Source organism: Synechococcus sp. Cruz-7E5 (assembly GCF_024345995.1).
Classification (GTDB): Bacteria; Cyanobacteriota; Cyanobacteriia; order PCC-6307; family Cyanobiaceae; genus Regnicoccus_A.
The window spans coordinates 66,655-81,844 of sequence record NZ_JAGQCE010000007.1 but is presented as its reverse complement, the minus strand read 5'-3'; the positions used below and the strand labels follow the sequence as shown (position 1 = coordinate 81,844).

Here is a 15,190-nt window from a genome sequence, read left to right as displayed (position 1 = left end):
GGCCGGAACATCGGAGGAGGCGCTGCTGGTCATTGGTGCCAACCTGGGAATAGCCAGGCTAGCCCTGGACCCAGGCCCCACCTGCCAGGTCACTGCCCACTGGCTAGCTTGCGCTCATTGCATGATCTCCACGCCGATGGTTTTCCCCTCGTCTCGGTCGAGCAGGTTCCAGGGGCTGCTGCTGTCCCTGGTGGCCCTCAGCATTGCTCCCGCCCAGGCCGGAGTGATGGGCGCTGCTCCCGCCAAGCCGATGGCCCAGGCAATCAGCGTGACCCGGGATGCGGCCACGGCCGTTCTCGAGAAATCGGGTACCTCAAGCTGCCTCACCGGCAAGCTCACCAATGCCCTGCTCAGCCTCTCCTCCAGTTGTGAGGCTGTGGGCGATCGCTCCCCCATCTGTCAGTTGGCCAATCAGGCGGCGGTGACCACCGGCTGGTCGATGGATTTCATGGAACGCACCTCTCAGGAGTTGCTGAAGCTCTCGGATACGCCAGTGGCCATAACCCCCTGAACTCTGACCGGCCACCGGGCTTGCACCGCCACTCAGCGGCCGCCTGATCCAAATCCGAAGCCAGAGCCGGATGGTCGAGCGCCACCCGAGCCCCCTGGCGCACCGCTGGCTGCGGATCCAGGCCCACCTGGGCCGGACCCGTCCTTGGCCACGGGCTTGCTCACCGGCCGGCAGCTGCTGACCACCCGGTCCGCAGCGGCATCGATGCCGTCCCGCCGGGTGAGGCTGTTGCTGGGGTCTGTCACGGCGATCTGCACCACTCCCCAGAGGGCGTCCTTGCAGAAGCCCGAGAGAAGGGGGTGATCCATCAGTGGATCCGCCAGCTTGCGGGCCCGATCACAGGTGGCGGCACTGTTCTCCCTGCCGCAGTCGAGGGCGGCCAGTTGCACCCGGCGCAGGGTCTCACTGCTCGGGTAGATGGCAAGGCTGTCGTTGGCCTCGGCCGGACTCCAGCCGAGGCTGGGCGCAGCGAGCATCACGGCGCTCAACAGCGTGGCGGCAAGGCTTGATCGGGCCATCGATGCACGGCAGCAACTACGTCTCATCATGGCGGCGGCTCACACCGTGAGCTGAACCGTGGCCAGGCCTTGCCGCAGGGGAATCTGGCGCTGCCGCCAGAAGTGTCCGATTCGCTCCCCCAGCCATGGAGCCAGCTGCACCAGAGCACGGCGCAGCAGGGGCGATCGACGCAGCAGCTGGGCCTGGCGGGCCTCTTGCTGCTGCAGGGTCTGGGCTCGCTGGATCTCCGGCAAGCGCTCAGCCTGGATCTGCTCCAGGCTGGCATCGATGGCTGCGGTATCGCCCGCCATCAGGGGAGCGAGGAGCTGGTTGGCGGCCACGACCGCGTCGCGCAGGGCCATGTTGATCCCCTGTGCCCGGATCGGACTCATCGGGTGGGCGGCATCGCCCAGCAGCAGCAGGCCTGGGCGGTGCCAGCGGCGGCAGCAGCCCACCTGAACCGAGAGCTTCAGCGGTGCGCTGATCGCTGGGGCCACCTGGCGCAGGTGATCGGCCAGCCAGTCGGGGGCCATGGCCGCAAAAGCTTCGCCCCAGGCCTGGGGGCTGCGCTCGATCCGCTCACCTGGGCTGAGCACCCATCCCAGCTGCAGCTCCCCAGGCAGGGCGCCATGGAAAAGGCTGCAGGCAGCTCCGTCTTCACCCAGCAGCATGGTGAAGGCGTTGTCGCTCTCGAAGCGGGGGTGGCTGGGAAGGCGGAACCAGAGCAGGTCGATGGGGCTGCTCTGGCGCTCGAGCTTCAGGCCCGAGCGCTGCCGTACCAGCGAGGAGCGGCCGTCGCTGGCTACCACCAGGGATGCCGCAAGCCGGCTTCCATCACTGAGCACGACCCCGGCGACGCGGCCCTCGGCCTCGATCAGATCCACCACCGAAAGCCCCTGGCTCCATTGGAAGCCGCTGGCCCGGCTGGCACGCTCCAGCAGGGCCTCCAGCAGCGCCGGCTGGGAGATCAACGTGCAGGGTCGATGGCTCTCCAGCGGTTCCTCGACCCTGAACAGCTCCCGGCCGTGCAGATGGAACGACCAGGCGCTCAGGGAACGCTGGGGCAGGCGGGCCAGTACGGGGCCGCAACCCATGGCCTCCAGAGCCGCCAGGCCCGATGGCATCAGCCCCTCGCCACGGAACTGGCGTTGGAAATCCCGCGCTGCTTCCACCAGGGTCACCTTCACCCCCCGCTCAGCCAGCAGCATCGCCAGCGACGTTCCCGCGGGGCCAGCCCCCACGATCACGACGGGCTGGGAGTCTGGGGCTGTGGTCATGGCTGCTGCGCTGTGGCGGCCAGGGGCCGCGGTGTGCCTTGGCCGCAGGTCTGGCGGATCCGCTCCAGCTTGCGCCGCAGCCGGGATGTGATTCCCAGCTCCGCCCCCTGCCACATCCGGTCCTGCTCACGGATGAAGTGGGCCGCCAGCTGGGGCGACTCCAGGATCATCAGGGTTTCATCGTTGCCGTGGGCGGCGGATGGACTCCAGTTGAACGAACCGGTGATCACCGTCTTTCGATCCACCACGGCGAATTTGTGGTGCAGCTTGTCGCCGCGGGCCAGGCGTGGCGTACCCACTCCGGTGATCGGTTGCTGCCAGGGGCTGTTGCCCTGTTCCAGTTTGCAGAAGCGATCCGGCATCGAGACCCCCAGCAGATCGAGCACCTCTGAAAAGCTGCGGTTGGCGAAGCCGGGATCAGCCAGCAGCCGGATCGCCACCCCCCGCTGCCGCAGTTCGGCGAGGCGGTTGGCCAGTCCCTGGGCTGAAAACACGAACAGGTTCAGATCGAGCTGTCGCTCGGCCCGGACCAGGCGCTGATCGAGCAGCAGAAGGCCATGGTTGGGATCCTTGCGGCGGTGGGGAGCGAAGAGCACCTCGACCCGGGTGGGCCCCACCATCACCGTCTGCACCGGCCCTCCCTCCTTGGCGATGCCGAACCTGCTGTCAGGAAGGCCGCCGGGGCCATCCCCCCACATCCGGTTGAATTCCTTGTTGAACAGCCCAGCGAGTTCCCGGCTGTCGAAGCGCAGCAGGTGGTTGACGTTGCCCCGGGTGCGGCGGTCGTCGGGATCGCCGTGGACGCAGGAGGGGGTGAAATTGGTGGAGCCTGTCACCACCCAACGCTGGTCCACCACCATGAATTTGTGGTGCATCAGACCGCTGCCCGCACTGCCGTCGGCGGTGTCGTCGATCATGGGAATGCCGCCCCGTTGCAGGATGCGGACGGCATCGCCCCGGTCGCGCTCGCTGGCGCTCAGGTGTCCGTCGCGGTCGGTGTCGGCCAGGGCCATCAGGTGGCGGTGGCGCCCGAGCTGGTGAGAACTCAGTCCCGCTGGCAGCTGCTCACTGAAGGGAGTGCTGTAGGTGTTCTCAAGGATCACGAGTACGCGCAACCCCTGGCGTTTGCGTTCCACCAAGGCTTCGGCAACTCTGGGCAGGGAGAGTTCCTGCACGGCCACCAGGATTTCGCTCTCGGCCCGCTCGATCGTCTCGAGCAGGAACTGCTCGAGGTTGTCGCCGCTGCGGCGCTCGCCGCTGATCGGACTGCGGTAGTGGCGGTCGGCGCGATGGTTGAAGGTCACCTCCACCCCCGCCGGCAAGGGCAGATCTGCCGGGGGTGAGCCCAGGATGCGGGCGGTGGCTGAGCAACCGCCAAGACCGAGCGCGGAAAGGCAGGAGATCAGGGCGACCGCCCGGGCCTGGTTGGCGGGTTGGACGTCTGACAAGGGGCTCACGGACAGCGCGTTGCGACTGCCCTGAGCATTCCCCGCTATGGGGGAGTTGGGCTGGCCTCAGTGGTGGCCTGGCATCTCAGCGGTGCGCAGCATCACAACGAACCAGAGGGTGCTCACCAGTACGGCCATGCCCACGGCCGTGCCGATACCCACTTTGACCATCAGCACTGGCACCAGGAAAGGCAGGGCGAGAGTGCCGGCCAGGGGGGTGAGTGCGACGAAGGTGCGCATCAGAACCACTCCGCCACGGCCTGGTCGGAGGGATTGCTGTTGTCTTCAGGGGTGGTGCGCTCGAACTTGAGGGTGATGCTGCGCTTCTGCTCGCCATCGGCGGCCACTGCCTGGATGGGATAGAGCTGCTGGCCGTCGCGGAACGGCACCTGCACGCGGAAGGTGCCGTCGGGAGAGAGAGGCACGGCTTCATCGCCGATCGTGAGTTTGGCGGTCGGATCGGTGGCGCCGTAGACGATCAGCTCGGCATCGGCCACAAGCCAGAAGGAACGCTGACGGGGCGCAACACCACCGATGCCTGATTCGTTACGGCCACTGGCCCAAAGGCCGATGCCCGAATCGTGGAGACTGCGCAGGCCTGCAGCAGAGTCAGAGTCTTCGAGCTCATGGAAGGCTTCGGAACCGCGGCCGAAATGCTTCCAGCGCACCGTGGCGGTTTGATACAGGCGCTCATGCAGGCCGCTGTCGACTCCTCCGGCCGCGTGGAGACCGCTCTGGGGATAGGAGCTGGCCAGGGTTGTGTCGCTGGGTGCCGCTTCCAGAGAGAAAGGGACGAACTGATCGAGGATCTGCTCGCTTGGATGCAGGGAAGGTACCCGGGCTATGGCTGAGAAACCCAGGGAGAGCCAGCCACCACCGTGCTTGCGGTACCCCAGCTCAACGCGGTAATCGCGGTCGCTCAGTGGAACGGGCAGGTACCACTCTGTGGCATGGCTATCGACGGGAACTTCCTGGAGCGTGTGGGGGTGAGCGGCGCCCGAGGGCAGTCCGGTCACGTCGGCGACACGAAGGCAGAGCTGGCCAGCACCAGCCTCGATGGCCTTGATGCGCTCGGTTTCGGCGATCTCCCAGAAGACATAGGCCCACTGGGGGTCCCTGGGCAGAAACACAACCTTGGTTTCAACCTCGGGCCGTGGAGCTGGAGTGAAGCCTGCCTCCAGGATCTCCAGGCTTGGCGTGGAGGCACCTGGTGCCATCACCGTTTCGCTGCGAGATCGTTCCCCTTCGCCCTTGGAGCTCTGGATCTCGTTGAGCAGCTCCTCTTTGGTTTTGCGGCTGTAGAGGCTCACACCGAGGTCACTGGCGATCTGGCGGAGCTGACGCAGGGTCATGCGAGCCAAGGACGAGAGAGCCTGAGTCACCGTTTCTCCGGATTTCGTTTGGGATCAGTTTGGGCTGAATCCCGCCGATCTCGGCCATCCAGCCGCCCTCCGTCAGCAACAGCTGACTGGGCCTCCGCTGGATGGCCATGAAAAAACGGCGGGGTGAGCCGCCGTTGCTGAGGGAGTTTGGGGCTTGCAGACCGCTGAACTCAGCGGCCCACACTGCGATAGGGGACCTTGGAGAGGTAATCCATGCTGGTGTTGCCTGATGATGCGGCTCCGGTGCGCATGGCAGGCATCGAACGCACCCAGGGAAGGTAGTCCTCGGGGAAGCCACCGCGACGCTGACGTGCTCTTGTGGGCAGAGACTTGACGGTACCGGTGTAAACAATCTGGGGGAATCCCAGGATGCTTCGGTAGTAGGCCTCGTAGCGCGGCGAGGTGATGTTGAAGGGGGTTTCGCCCACTTCACGGGAGCCCACCACCCGGTTGCGGTGGTAAGGCACGGTGTCGTAGCCAAAGTTCTCGAGATACTCGTCGCTGTCGAGGATCTGATCTACGGCGCCGGCCACGCCCTTGGTCATGATCACAGCCGACCAGGCGATTTCTTCGGCTTTTCCATACACCTGGCGGCCCAGCAGTTTCTCCACAAGGTGGCGGGCCACCCGATAGTTGCTGTTCAGGTTGTAGAAGCTGCGGGTGAAGGTATCCGAGAGGCACAGAGCCCGGATGAAATCACGCACAGAGATCTGGCCGTCGCGCAGCTGCGATTCCAGAATCGTGTCTCGGTCGACCTTGAAGGCGTGGAAGAAAATCTGACGGTAGGCCGATTCGATCACAACGTTCTGGGCGTTGCGATCAAAGGCCTTGTCAAGCGAGACGCCTTTCGGATCCTCGTCGGAGCCCACGCGGAAAGCCTTGACTCGAGAGTTCTGGCTGGTGGGTGCGTACTTCAGAAGCGGGATCGCCACGCGAACATCGTCATCCGTCGCTGTGGATCGTAGAAGTCAGCCCCGATCGAACCCCGCCAGGGGCGGCAGGGCTCACAGTCCGTAATGTTTGAGAGGCATGCAGGGGCACGTTCCTCACCAGCCGAAGGCTGAAACCAGTGGCCTGCGGGGGGGCTCCGATACGACTGTGGCGCCATCGTCTGAGTCGTTGGTTTCCCCTTCGCCGTCGATAGGCAGGCAGCGGCTTTCCATGCAGAAAGAGGCCGTGTTGGAGAGCCCCTCCACCGTGCTGGTGCGCAGGCGCAGATTTGGGTTGGGAAACCAGAAGCGCTCCAGGCTGCTCATCGTTTCGTAGGCCGTGGTGAGCAACAGGCCGTCGCGCTCATCCATGCGGAAGTGCCCAGCCACCGGAGCGGTCTCCGCGTAGCCCCGGTCGCGTAAGAGCAATCCCGCGCGCCCTGAGGCGTCGGTGGGGATCAGGCCGAACACCGACTCCCCCTGGTGCGCTTCACCAGCCTTGTCCCAGGCCATCGAGCCGTTCCAGCGCACCTGGCAGCCCCCCACCAGCCCTGCCGGGTCCTGGCCGTGCAGTTCGGCAATCGCCTGGAGGCGCGGGTCGCTGGCCTCCACCTCCGTGACCTCGATCAGAGACCCGCCGGCCTCGGCGCGCCTGTGCAACAGGTGGTGGCTGGTGCGCTGGGAGCGCCAGCGGCCGCAGCTCAGCCTGAAGAAACTGAGGGCATCGGAGATCGGAACGCTCACGGGGGCAGCACGGCTGTAGCGATGATCGCAACTCCCTCACCCCAGCCGTTGCCCGGTGGCCACAACGGGAGTCGTGGCGGCCCTGGCCGCAGCCCTCTGCTGGGCGCTCTCCAGCAGCCTCTGGCGGCGGTTGCCCACCTCCTTGAGCGCCGCCCAGCTCAACCTGGTCAAGAACCTGATTGCGGTGGGACTCCAGTTGCCGGTTCTGCTGCTGGGGGGGTGGCTGGTCTCCCCCCTGGCGCTGATGCTGCTCCTGGCCAGCGGCGTGGTCGGCATCGCTATGGGGGACAGCCTCTACTTCGCGGCCCTGCGCCGGCTGGGTACGCGCCGCACCCTCACCCTCGAGGCGGGTGGTCCGGCGCTGTCACTGCTGGGCGGGGCCCTGTTTCTGGCCGAGTGGCCCCGCTGGCCCCAGGGGTTTGGGGTGGCCCTGATCTGCCTGTCGGTGGCGCTGGTGGCCCGTCAGCCGTCCCCGTCCGGGGGGCCTGACGTCGTGCCCTTGCCCCCGGGGGGGCAGCGACTGGGCCTGGTGCTGGCCCTGGCAGCCCTGGTCTGCGGCAGCGCCGGTGCCCTGCTCTCAAGAGCGGCCCTGCGTGATTCGGATCTGCCGCCGCTGCAGTCGGCCACCCTGCGCCTGGCGGCGGCGGCCATCGTGATGGTGCCGTTGCTGCGGCGGCTGCCTCCCCCGGGCATGCGCCCGCGGACGCTGCGGCTGCGCTGGCCCCTGGTGCTGCTCGCCACTTTGCTGGGCACCAGTGCCGGCATCGTGCTGCAACAGACGGCTCTCCAGCACCTGCCGGCCGGCCTGGCCGTGGCCCTGCTGGCCACCGCTCCGGTGCTGGCCCTGCCCCTGGCGGGCCTGGAGGGTGACCGGCCAGGCCTCAGTGGCTTGCTGGCGGCTGTGCTGGCCCTGGCCGGGGTCAGCCTGGTGGTTGGACTGGGGTGGCGAGGCTGAGCCGGCTTCTGGCTGCCGCCTCCGCCCAGGCGATCAGGTCACCGATCTCGAGGGCGAGGGGTTCGCAGTCGAGCCTGATCGCCAGCTCCTGCAACTGCAGAGCGGCGCATTCGAGCTGGTTGAGAAACACCTGCTGAAAGTCGGGATCGGCCACCAGGGCGCCCTGGCTTGCGACCCAGGCGAGCAGGGCGGGGCGGGAAGGCAGGGGGCCGCAGCGGCTGCCGGCGGCCTCCTGCAGGGTGCGCAGGCAGTGGGCCAGCAGGCGCAGGTGGTGGCGCTCGAGACTGGGGAGCAGGGTGGCCTCGATGGCGGCCAGGTCGTCGCTGGCGAGGGGGCCGGCCTGGGACTCAGCCATCCTGGGAGAGCTGGGAAGATCCCCCGTTGTCAGGGGTGATGCGGAAGCCGCAGGAATGGCCCGCTTCGAGACGCCAGTGCACCCGCTCCACGCTGCAGTCGGGGAAGGTGTGGCGCATCTGTTGCAGTTCCTGATCGCACAGCACCGGGAACTGTTCAGCCAGGCGGGAAACGGAGCAGTGGAATTCGCTCATGCACCAGGACAGCCCGTCGGGCTCGGGGTGGCAGTCGCTCACGTAGCCCTCGCTGCAGCGCAGCTCCACCAGCCGCTCCAGCCGCTCCGGCAGGGAGCCAGTGCCGATCTGCCGCCGGTAGTCGAGCGCTTTGGCAATGGCCTGCTGGCGCAGGAGGGTCTGCACGGTGTCGGCAGGAAGGCTGTCGGCGAGGGAGGTGAGCAGACCCAGGGCAAAGTGCTCGCTGCCGTTGGGGAACTGGTCGTGCCCTGCAGGGGTGAGGTGCCAGTGATTGCTTGGGCGCCCGGGGCCTTCGCCGCTGGGGCTGCTGGCCACCAGGCCATCGTCTTCAAGGCTGCGCAGATGGCGGCGCATCACCTGCACCGACACACCCAGAAGCTCGGCGAGCTGAGCTGCCGTGGCCTCTCCCTGGCGCAGCAGGAGGGCAAGGGCTGCTTCTCGGGTTGGTGTCTGGGTGGAAGCGCTCATCGGACACTCAGCCCGGCTCGTCTGGTCGCGAACCTTCTCCACACATTGCCACGCTATTTCAGGTGTTGTGGAAACGGGCAGTTCAGAATGGCGCCAGCCCCCATCGCCAGCTCGGCTGCCCTAGGGTTGTCGGTAACGAAACGTTTGTGTTTCGTAATTCAATCGTGCCGCCAGCCCGGTGCGATGACCCTCCTGGGGAATTCCGCCAGCCTCCCGCAGCCGTGCTGCTGCCGGGTTCTGTCTCAATCCTCCCGCCGCCTGGGGCTTCCGCTCCGGCCTCGGTGACTCCCTCGTTGTTCTGAATTCATGTCCGACGCCCCCTCCGCCACGGCCGCCCCCAGCAGCGAGAGCCTGGAGTTGATCCGGCGTTTCGCTGAGGCTTTCGCCAAGCGGACCGACACCTATTTCTGCAGTGACCCCGGGGTGACGGCGGTGGTGCTCGAAGGGCTGGCCCGCCACAAGGAGCAGCTGGGGGCGGCTCTCTGTCCCTGTCGCCACTACGAGGACAAGCAGGCCGAGGCGGAGCAGGCGTTCTGGAATTGTCCCTGCGTGCCGATGAGGGAGCGCAAGGAATGCCACTGCATGCTCTTTCTGACTGAAGACAACCCCTTCCGTGGCGAGCAGCAGAGCATCAGTCTCGAGGAGATCAAGACCCATACCGAACCCCCTGCCGCCTGAATGCCATGAGCAGCTCCACCAGCGTCGGCGATCTTGTCAGCCAACCCTACAAATACGGGTTTGTCACCGACATTGAAACTGACAAGATCGATAAGGGTCTCAGCGAAGATGTCGTACGGCTGATCTCTTCCAAGAAGGGTGAACCGCAGTTTTTGCTCGATTTTCGTCTGCGGGCTTATCAGCAGTGGCTGCGCATGGAGGAGCCCGACTGGGCGGCCCTGGGGCATCCGGCGATCGATTATCAAGAGATGATCTATTACGCCGCACCCCGCCAGCAGGAGAAGAAGGCAAGTCTGGATGAGGTGGATCCCAAACTGCTGGAAACCTTCGACAAGCTAGGCATTCCTCTCAGCGAACAGAAGCGGTTGAGCAATGTGGCTGTCGATGCTGTCTTCGACAGCGTTTCTATCGCCACCACCTATCGCGAGAAGCTTGCAGAGCACGGCGTCATCTTCTGCTCGATCAGTGAGGCTGTCAAGGATCACCCCGAGCTGATCGAGCGTTACCTCGGCACTGTGGTGCCGAGCAACGACAACTTCTTCGCGGCCCTCAATTCCGCCGTGTTCAGTGACGGTTCCTTCGTGTTCATCCCGAAGGGTGTGGAGTGCCCGATGGAGCTTTCCACTTACTTCCGCATCAACTCCGGCGATACCGGTCAGTTCGAGCGCACCTTGATCGTGGCTGAGGAAGGCGCTTCCGTGAGCTATCTGGAAGGCTGCACCGCCCCGATGTTCGATACCAACCAGCTGCATGCTGCGGTGGTGGAGCTGGTGGCCCTCGACGATGCCTCGATCAAGTATTCCACCGTCCAGAACTGGTATGCAGGTGATGAGAATGGTGTGGGAGGTATTTACAATTTCGTGACCAAGCGCGGTCATTGTCGCGGTGATCGCAGTCATATCAGCTGGACCCAGGTGGAAACCGGTTCGGCGATCACCTGGAAATATCCCAGTTGTGTCCTCCAGGGGGCTCATTCGGTGGGTGAGTTCTATTCCGTGGCACTCACCAACAACCGCCAGCAGGCCGACACCGGCACCAAGATGATCCACGTTGGCCCCCACACCCGCTCCACGATCGTGAGCAAGGGCATCAGCGCTGGCCATTCCTCCAACAGCTACCGAGGTCTGGTTCAGATTGGTCCCAAGGCTCGGGGTGCGCGTAATTACAGCCAGTGCGATTCGATGCTGATCGGCGATCAGGCGGCCGCCAACACCTACCCCTACATCCGCTCACAACAACCCGAAGCCAGCGTGGAGCATGAGGCCAGCACCTGCCGCATCTCCGCCGATCAGCTCTTCTACCTTCAGAGCCGGGGCATCGGCTTCGAGGAAGCCGTGTCGATGATGGTGAGCGGCTTCTGCCGGGATGTGTTCAACCAGCTGCCGATGGAATTCGCGGCTGAGGCCGACAAGCTCCTTGCCCTCAAGCTGGAGGGTTCGGTGGGCTGAACACCCCGGCCTTGTCCAGCACAGTTTGTTCTCCCGGAGCGTGGCTCCTTCCCCTGTCGTTTCCCTTGTTTCATCAGCTGTGATTCGCCCCGACGCCGATACCCTCCTCGAGATCGTTGACCTGCAGGCCCGAGTAGAGGACAAGCCGATCCTGAAGGGCGTCAATCTCACGATCAAAGCCGGAGAGATCCATGCGGTGATGGGCCGCAACGGCAGCGGCAAGAGCACCCTCTCCAAGGTGCTGGCCGGCCACCCTGCTTACACCGTCACCGGCGGCAGCGTGCGCTATCGCGGCGCCGACCTGCTCGACCTCGAACCGGAGCAGCGAGCCCGGCTGGGGCTGTTCCTGGGGTTTCAGTACCCCGTGGAGATCCCGGGGGTGAGCAATCTCGAATTTCTGCGGGTGTCCACCAATGCTCGCCGCATGGAGAAAGGCGAGGAGGAGCTCGACACTTTCGCCTTTGAGGACCTGGTGCGTGAGCGACTGCAGGTGGTGCAGATGGATCCGGCTTTTCTCGAACGCAGCGTCAACGAGGGCTTCTCCGGCGGTGAGAAGAAGCGCAACGAGATCCTGCAAATGGCTCTGCTCGATCCGCTGGTGGCGATCCTCGATGAAACCGATTCCGGCCTCGACATCGACGCCCTGCGGATCGTGGCTGGCGGTGTGAATCACCTGGCCAGCCCCGAAAACGCCACTTTGCTGATCACCCACTACCAGCGTCTGCTGGATGTGATCACACCTGACTACGTCCATGTGATGGCGGGCGGCCGGATCCTGCGCACTGGCGGCAAGGAGCTGGCGCTGGAGCTTGAAGATCGCGGCTATGACTGGGTCGATCAGGAGCTGGCCGTGCTGGAGGTGGCCTGATGGTGGCTGCGATGTCCAACTCCGCGGCTGTGGCCGCCTCCACCTGGGTGACCACTTTCCTGGAGCGTTTGCCTGCCCCTGCCGGTGAGCTCGAAGCGGTGCAATGGCGCGGCCGGGAAGCCCTCTCCCGCCAGCCGCTGCCTTCCCGCCGCCAGGAAGACTGGCGCTTCACCGACCTCGCCCCGCTCACGGCTCTGGCCCCGGTCCTCGCTCCCTCCAGCGCCCAGGTCGGCTGGCCCGAGCCTGCGGCAGATGTGTTCCGCCTCTGGCTTGATGCCCCAGATGATCTCCTGAACGGCCAGAGCCTGCCAGCCGGCCTTTCGATTCTGAGCTCTGATGAGGTGCAGCAGGCTCTGGGTCACACCCTGGCCGCCTGCAACTGTGAGCAGCACTGGCCCGTGGAGTTGAACCAGGCCAGCGCCACCCGGGTGCTGGCGCTGCGGGTGAGTGGTGCGGTGGTCCCAACCCTGGAGCTGGTGAGCCAGGCCGCCGAAGACGGTGTGATGCGCCCCGTCCGGGTGTTGCTGCTGCTGGAGGAGAAGGCCAGCCTGAAGGTGCTGCAGATCCAGCTCGGCTCAGGTTGCAGCCTTTCGAGCCTGGTGATGGAAGCCCATCTGGGCCGCGAATCCACGCTGCGTCATGGCCTGCTGGCCCTGGGAGAGGGTCAGGCCTGTTTCCTGGGCCACCTGGCGGTGGAGCAGGAGCCCCGCAGTCAGCTTGAGTCGGTGTGGGCCAGCCATGGCTGGGCGCTCTCGCGCTTCGAGCCCCGGGTGGTGCAGGTGGATGGCGAAGCCACCACCAGCCTCAAAGCCCTGCAGCTGGCCGACGGCCAACAGCTGGTCGACACCCACAGCCGCGTCGAATTCCGCGGCCCCGAGGGCCAGCTGGATCAGCTTCACAAAGCCATTGCCGATGACCGCGGCCGCAGCGTGTTCAACGGAGCGGTGAGGGTTCCCCGGGCCGCCCAGCGCACCAATGCCTCCCAGCTCAGCCGCAACCTGCTGCTCTCCAACCAGGCCCGGATCGACACCAAGCCGGAGCTGGAGATCGTGGCCGACGACGTGCGCTGCGCCCATGGCGCCACCGTGAGCCGGCTCCAGACCGACGAACTGTTCTATCTGCAGAGTCGGGGTCTCTCGGCGTCGGTGGCTGCCGGACTGCTCAAGCGCGGCTTCTGCGAGGAGGTGCTGCGGGCCTTGCCTGCCGCTGCGGCTGCCTGGAGGCCACTGCAGCGAATGCTGGGGGAGGACTGATCACGATGCCTTCCACCACCTCCGCTCCTGTGACCACGCCCGCCGAGCAGGTGGTCGACGGCCGTCAGATGAAGCCTGGCCATCAGGCTGGACCTGCAGCCGGCCCCGAGGATCTGGCCGCTCTCACCCGCGCTGATTTCCCGCTGCTGGCGGATCAGGCCTGCCTTGGTCAGCCCCTGATCTACCTCGATCACGCTGCCACCAGCCAGAAGCCCCGGGCGGTGCTCGATGCGCTGCAGCGCTACTACCGCCATGACAACGCCAACGTGCATCGCGGCGCCCACCAGCTCAGTGCACGAGCCACTGATGCCTTCGAGGGAGCCCGCGACAAGACCGCCCGCTTCGTAGGCGCCGCCACGCCCCGGGAGATCGTCTTCACCCGCAATGCCACTGAGGCGATCAACCTGGTGGCTCGCAGCTGGGGCGATGCCTTCCTGCGCCCGGGCGATGAGATCGTGCTCACGGTGATGGAGCATCACAGCAACCTGGTGCCCTGGCAGCAGCTGGCTGCGCGCACGGGGGCCCGATTGCGCCACGCCGGCCTCACCGCTGGCGGTGAACTGGATCTGGAGGATCTGCGCAATCAGATCAATGAGCGCACCCGATTGGTGAGCGTGGTGCAGATCAGCAACACCCTCGGCTGCCACAACCCGATCGGCGCGATCGCCGAGCTCACCCATGCAGCCGGAGCTCTGCTGCTGGTGGATGCCTGCCAGAGCCTGCCCCATCTGCCGGTGAATGTTCAGACCCTGGGCGCTGATTTTCTGGTGGGTTCTTCCCACAAGCTCTGCGGCCCCACGGGCATGGGCTTCCTCTGGGCGCGGGAGTCGCTGCTGGAGGCGATGCCGCCTTTCCTCGGCGGTGGCGAAATGATTCAGGACGTGTACCTGGATCACAGCACCTGGGCTGAGCTGCCCCACAAGTTCGAGGCGGGCACACCGGCGATCGGTGAGGCCGTGGGCATGGGTGCCGCCATCGATTATCTCAATGCCATCGGGCTTGATCGCATCCATGCCTGGGAGCAGCGGCTCACCGCCCATCTGTTCGAGCGGCTGCAGAGGATCGAAGGCCTGCGGGTGCTGGGCCCCACCCCCCAGCAGCAACCCCACCGTGGCGCCCTGGCCGCCTTCGTGGTGGAGGGATTGCACGCCAATGACATCTCAGCCTTGCTGGATGCCAGCGGCATCTGCATCCGCAGCGGCCATCACTGCACCCAGCCCCTGCATCGCCACTACGGAATCAGTGGTTCAGCCCGCGCCAGCCTCAGTTTCACCACCACCCTCGCGGAGATCGATCGCTTCGCTGAAGAGCTGGCCAGCAGCGTTGCCTTCCTCAGGGAGCACAGCTGAGGGGCTGGCCCATTGATGCTGGAAATCGTGGCGGCGCTGCTGGTCGATCTCTCCGAGCAGAAGCTCTATGCCTACGACGACCGGCAACGGTTGCTCTATGCCGCCTTGGTCTCGACGGGCATACCTGGTATGTCAACTCCCACGGGACGGTTTCAGATCGGCAGCAAGTACAGCGAAACGACGCTGGTGGGGGCCGATTACCGCATCCCCGCCGTGCCGAACGTGATGTGTCTCAGCGGTGGCGGCCTCGCCCCCGATCGCCTCTGCCTCCACCCTGCCCCCTGGCAGGAGAGGGCCGGTCAGTGCTTCGGTGTGGCCCGCAGCCACGGCTGCATCCGCACCACGAGTGCCACGGCCCGCTGGCTGTTTCCGCGCACGGCTTTGGGCACACCGGTTGAGATCCGGCCCTGAACGGATTCAGCGTTGGGGCGGGCAGCGCTTGCGGACGAATGGCTTGTCCTGGTCTGGCCCCCCGGCATGGGTGACGTCGGTGAGGGTGGACTGGTCGGCGGAGAGGAGGAACCGGCGCAGATCCAGCCAGGTCTGGCCTTCCCCGGCCAGTGCGGTGATCAGGGCCAGCTCCGAGGTCCCGCTGGTGACCACCGCAACGGCGGGGCCGCCACTTTCGTAGAACGTGACTGTGCCTGCCTGCAGCAGCAGGCGTGTTTCCATGTTGATCGGAGAGCCGCAGGGGTGGCGGCTGTCCTGCCATTCCCCCCGGAAGCGTTCGGGGATGACACGCTGCAGCTCGGCGGCGGTCGAGTTGGAGCCGCTGCTGAAGCTGACGCCAGCGGCGACCAGGCCCAGCAAGAGAAGAAGGCTTCGGCGCATCGT

General features: G+C 65.8%; 18 protein-coding genes. 8 read left to right on the top strand and 10 right to left on the bottom strand.

The annotated features are described in order from the left end of the window. Window positions 1-136 precede the first annotated feature (136 nt). A complete protein-coding gene (locus KBY77_RS09740) occupies window positions 137-511 on the top strand; it encodes a hypothetical protein (RefSeq protein WP_255103739.1) in 375 nt (124 codons plus the stop codon). Window positions 512-543: 32 nt separating this feature from the next. Here the strand turns inward: KBY77_RS09740 and KBY77_RS09735 are convergent, their stop codons facing one another. The 7 genes from KBY77_RS09735 to KBY77_RS09705 all read right to left on the bottom strand — a co-directional run bounded on the left by KBY77_RS09735 (window position 544) and on the right by KBY77_RS09705 (window position 6,789). Further along, complete coding sequence (locus tag KBY77_RS09735; RefSeq protein ID WP_255103738.1) at window positions 544-1,029, bottom strand: hypothetical protein; 486 nt, start codon at window positions 1,027-1,029, stop codon at window positions 544-546. A gap of 39 nt (window positions 1,030-1,068) precedes the next feature. Next, complete coding sequence (locus tag KBY77_RS09730) at window positions 1,069-2,286, bottom strand: FAD-dependent oxidoreductase (RefSeq protein ID WP_255103736.1); 1,218 nt, start codon at window positions 2,284-2,286, stop codon at window positions 1,069-1,071. After that, entirely contained in the window at window positions 2,283-3,734 is a 1,452-nt protein-coding gene (locus tag KBY77_RS09725; RefSeq protein WP_255103853.1) for a phosphatidylserine/phosphatidylglycerophosphate/cardiolipin synthase family protein, read from the bottom strand. Before KBY77_RS09725 ends, KBY77_RS09730 begins: the two co-directional genes overlap by 4 nt. 66 nt (window positions 3,735-3,800) lie before the next feature. Next, window positions 3,801-3,974 (bottom strand): hypothetical protein, encoded by a 174-nt coding sequence (locus KBY77_RS09720; protein WP_094556404.1) that lies wholly within the window; start codon window positions 3,972-3,974, stop codon window positions 3,801-3,803. Beyond that, complete coding sequence (locus tag KBY77_RS09715) at window positions 3,974-5,086, bottom strand: DUF4912 domain-containing protein (protein WP_255103734.1); 1,113 nt, start codon at window positions 5,084-5,086, stop codon at window positions 3,974-3,976. The genes KBY77_RS09720 and KBY77_RS09715 overlap by 1 nt, the downstream gene beginning before the upstream one ends. Before the next feature lie 200 nt (window positions 5,087-5,286). Next, window positions 5,287-6,048, bottom strand: coding sequence for a phycobilisome rod-core linker polypeptide (locus KBY77_RS09710; RefSeq protein WP_255103732.1), 762 nt, complete (start codon window positions 6,046-6,048; stop codon window positions 5,287-5,289). Between the two features lie 114 nt (window positions 6,049-6,162). After that, window positions 6,163-6,789, bottom strand: a complete 627-nt coding sequence (locus KBY77_RS09705; protein ID WP_255103730.1) for a phycobiliprotein lyase — start codon at window positions 6,787-6,789, stop codon at window positions 6,163-6,165. A 55-nt stretch (window positions 6,790-6,844) separates the two neighbouring features. Here KBY77_RS09705 and KBY77_RS09700 point away from each other — a divergent pair, with 55 nt between their 5' ends. After that, a complete protein-coding gene (locus tag KBY77_RS09700) occupies window positions 6,845-7,744 on the top strand; it encodes a DMT family transporter (RefSeq protein WP_255103729.1) in 900 nt (299 codons plus the stop codon). Here the strand turns inward: KBY77_RS09700 and KBY77_RS09695 are convergent. Together KBY77_RS09695 and sufR are read right to left on the bottom strand one after the other, a co-directional pair. Further along, complete coding sequence (locus tag KBY77_RS09695) at window positions 7,710-8,099, bottom strand: hypothetical protein (protein ID WP_255103727.1); 390 nt, start codon at window positions 8,097-8,099, stop codon at window positions 7,710-7,712. The genes KBY77_RS09700 and KBY77_RS09695 overlap by 35 nt on opposite strands. Continuing rightward, entirely contained in the window at window positions 8,092-8,760 is a 669-nt protein-coding gene (gene sufR, locus KBY77_RS09690; RefSeq protein ID WP_255103725.1) for an iron-sulfur cluster biosynthesis transcriptional regulator SufR, read from the bottom strand. Before sufR ends, KBY77_RS09695 begins: the two co-directional genes overlap by 8 nt. A 306-nt stretch (window positions 8,761-9,066) precedes the next feature. Between sufR and KBY77_RS09685 the strand changes: the two genes are divergently transcribed. The 6 genes from KBY77_RS09685 (at window position 9,067) to KBY77_RS09660 (ending at window position 14,767) form a co-directional block, all read left to right on the top strand. Continuing rightward, complete coding sequence (locus KBY77_RS09685) at window positions 9,067-9,438, top strand: ferredoxin-thioredoxin reductase catalytic domain-containing protein (protein WP_255103722.1); 372 nt, start codon at window positions 9,067-9,069, stop codon at window positions 9,436-9,438. A gap of 5 nt (window positions 9,439-9,443) precedes the next feature. Next, entirely contained in the window at window positions 9,444-10,886 is a 1,443-nt protein-coding gene (sufB, locus tag KBY77_RS09680; protein ID WP_255103720.1) for a Fe-S cluster assembly protein SufB, read from the top strand. Window positions 10,887-10,965: 79 nt separating this feature from the next. Next, complete coding sequence (gene sufC / locus KBY77_RS09675) at window positions 10,966-11,754, top strand: Fe-S cluster assembly ATPase SufC (RefSeq protein WP_255103851.1); 789 nt, start codon at window positions 10,966-10,968, stop codon at window positions 11,752-11,754. 11 nt (window positions 11,755-11,765) lie between these two features. Further along, window positions 11,766-13,007, top strand: coding sequence for a SufD family Fe-S cluster assembly protein (locus KBY77_RS09670; RefSeq protein WP_255103718.1), 1,242 nt, complete (start codon window positions 11,766-11,768; stop codon window positions 13,005-13,007). A 68-nt stretch (window positions 13,008-13,075) separates the two neighbouring features. After that, window positions 13,076-14,356, top strand: coding sequence for a SufS family cysteine desulfurase (locus tag KBY77_RS09665; RefSeq protein ID WP_255103848.1), 1,281 nt, complete (start codon window positions 13,076-13,078; stop codon window positions 14,354-14,356). 15 nt (window positions 14,357-14,371) lie between these two features. Beyond that, the gene (locus KBY77_RS09660) at window positions 14,372-14,767 is read left to right on the top strand and encodes a L,D-transpeptidase (RefSeq protein WP_255103716.1); all 396 of its coding nucleotides are present in this window, start codon (window positions 14,372-14,374) and stop codon (window positions 14,765-14,767) included. Between the two features lie 6 nt (window positions 14,768-14,773). Here KBY77_RS09660 and KBY77_RS09655 read toward each other — a convergent pair whose 3' ends face one another. Beyond that, window positions 14,774-15,187 carry a hypothetical protein gene (locus KBY77_RS09655; RefSeq protein WP_255103714.1) on the bottom strand — a complete coding sequence of 138 codons (414 nt, stop codon included), beginning with the start codon at window positions 15,185-15,187 and terminating at the stop codon, window positions 14,774-14,776. Between the last annotated feature and the right edge of the window lie 3 nt (window positions 15,188-15,190).

Coding starts and splice junctions, on each gene's coding strand:
- KBY77_RS09740 (WP_255103739.1), top strand. CDS start 137: ATGGTTTTCCCCTCGTCTCGGTCGAGCAGGTTCCAGGGGCTGCTGCTG.
- KBY77_RS09735 (WP_255103738.1), bottom strand. CDS start 1,029: ATGGCCCGATCAAGCCTTGCCGCCACGCTGTTGAGCGCCGTGATGCTC.
- KBY77_RS09730 (WP_255103736.1), bottom strand. CDS start 2,286: ATGACCACAGCCCCAGACTCCCAGCCCGTCGTGATCGTGGGGGCTGGC.
- KBY77_RS09720 (WP_094556404.1), bottom strand. CDS start 3,974: ATGCGCACCTTCGTCGCACTCACCCCCCTGGCCGGCACTCTCGCCCTG.
- KBY77_RS09715 (WP_255103734.1), bottom strand. CDS start 5,086: ATGACCCTGCGTCAGCTCCGCCAGATCGCCAGTGACCTCGGTGTGAGC.
- KBY77_RS09695 (WP_255103727.1), bottom strand. CDS start 8,099: ATGGCTGAGTCCCAGGCCGGCCCCCTCGCCAGCGACGACCTGGCCGCC.
- sufR (WP_255103725.1), bottom strand. CDS start 8,760: ATGAGCGCTTCCACCCAGACACCAACCCGAGAAGCAGCCCTTGCCCTC.
- KBY77_RS09685 (WP_255103722.1), top strand. CDS start 9,067: ATGTCCGACGCCCCCTCCGCCACGGCCGCCCCCAGCAGCGAGAGCCTG.
- sufB (WP_255103720.1), top strand. CDS start 9,444: ATGAGCAGCTCCACCAGCGTCGGCGATCTTGTCAGCCAACCCTACAAA.
- KBY77_RS09670 (WP_255103718.1), top strand. CDS start 11,766: ATGTCCAACTCCGCGGCTGTGGCCGCCTCCACCTGGGTGACCACTTTC.
- KBY77_RS09665 (WP_255103848.1), top strand. CDS start 13,076: ATGAAGCCTGGCCATCAGGCTGGACCTGCAGCCGGCCCCGAGGATCTG.
- KBY77_RS09660 (WP_255103716.1), top strand. CDS start 14,372: ATGCTGGAAATCGTGGCGGCGCTGCTGGTCGATCTCTCCGAGCAGAAG.
- KBY77_RS09655 (WP_255103714.1), bottom strand. CDS start 15,187: ATGCGCCGAAGCCTTCTTCTCTTGCTGGGCCTGGTCGCCGCTGGCGTC.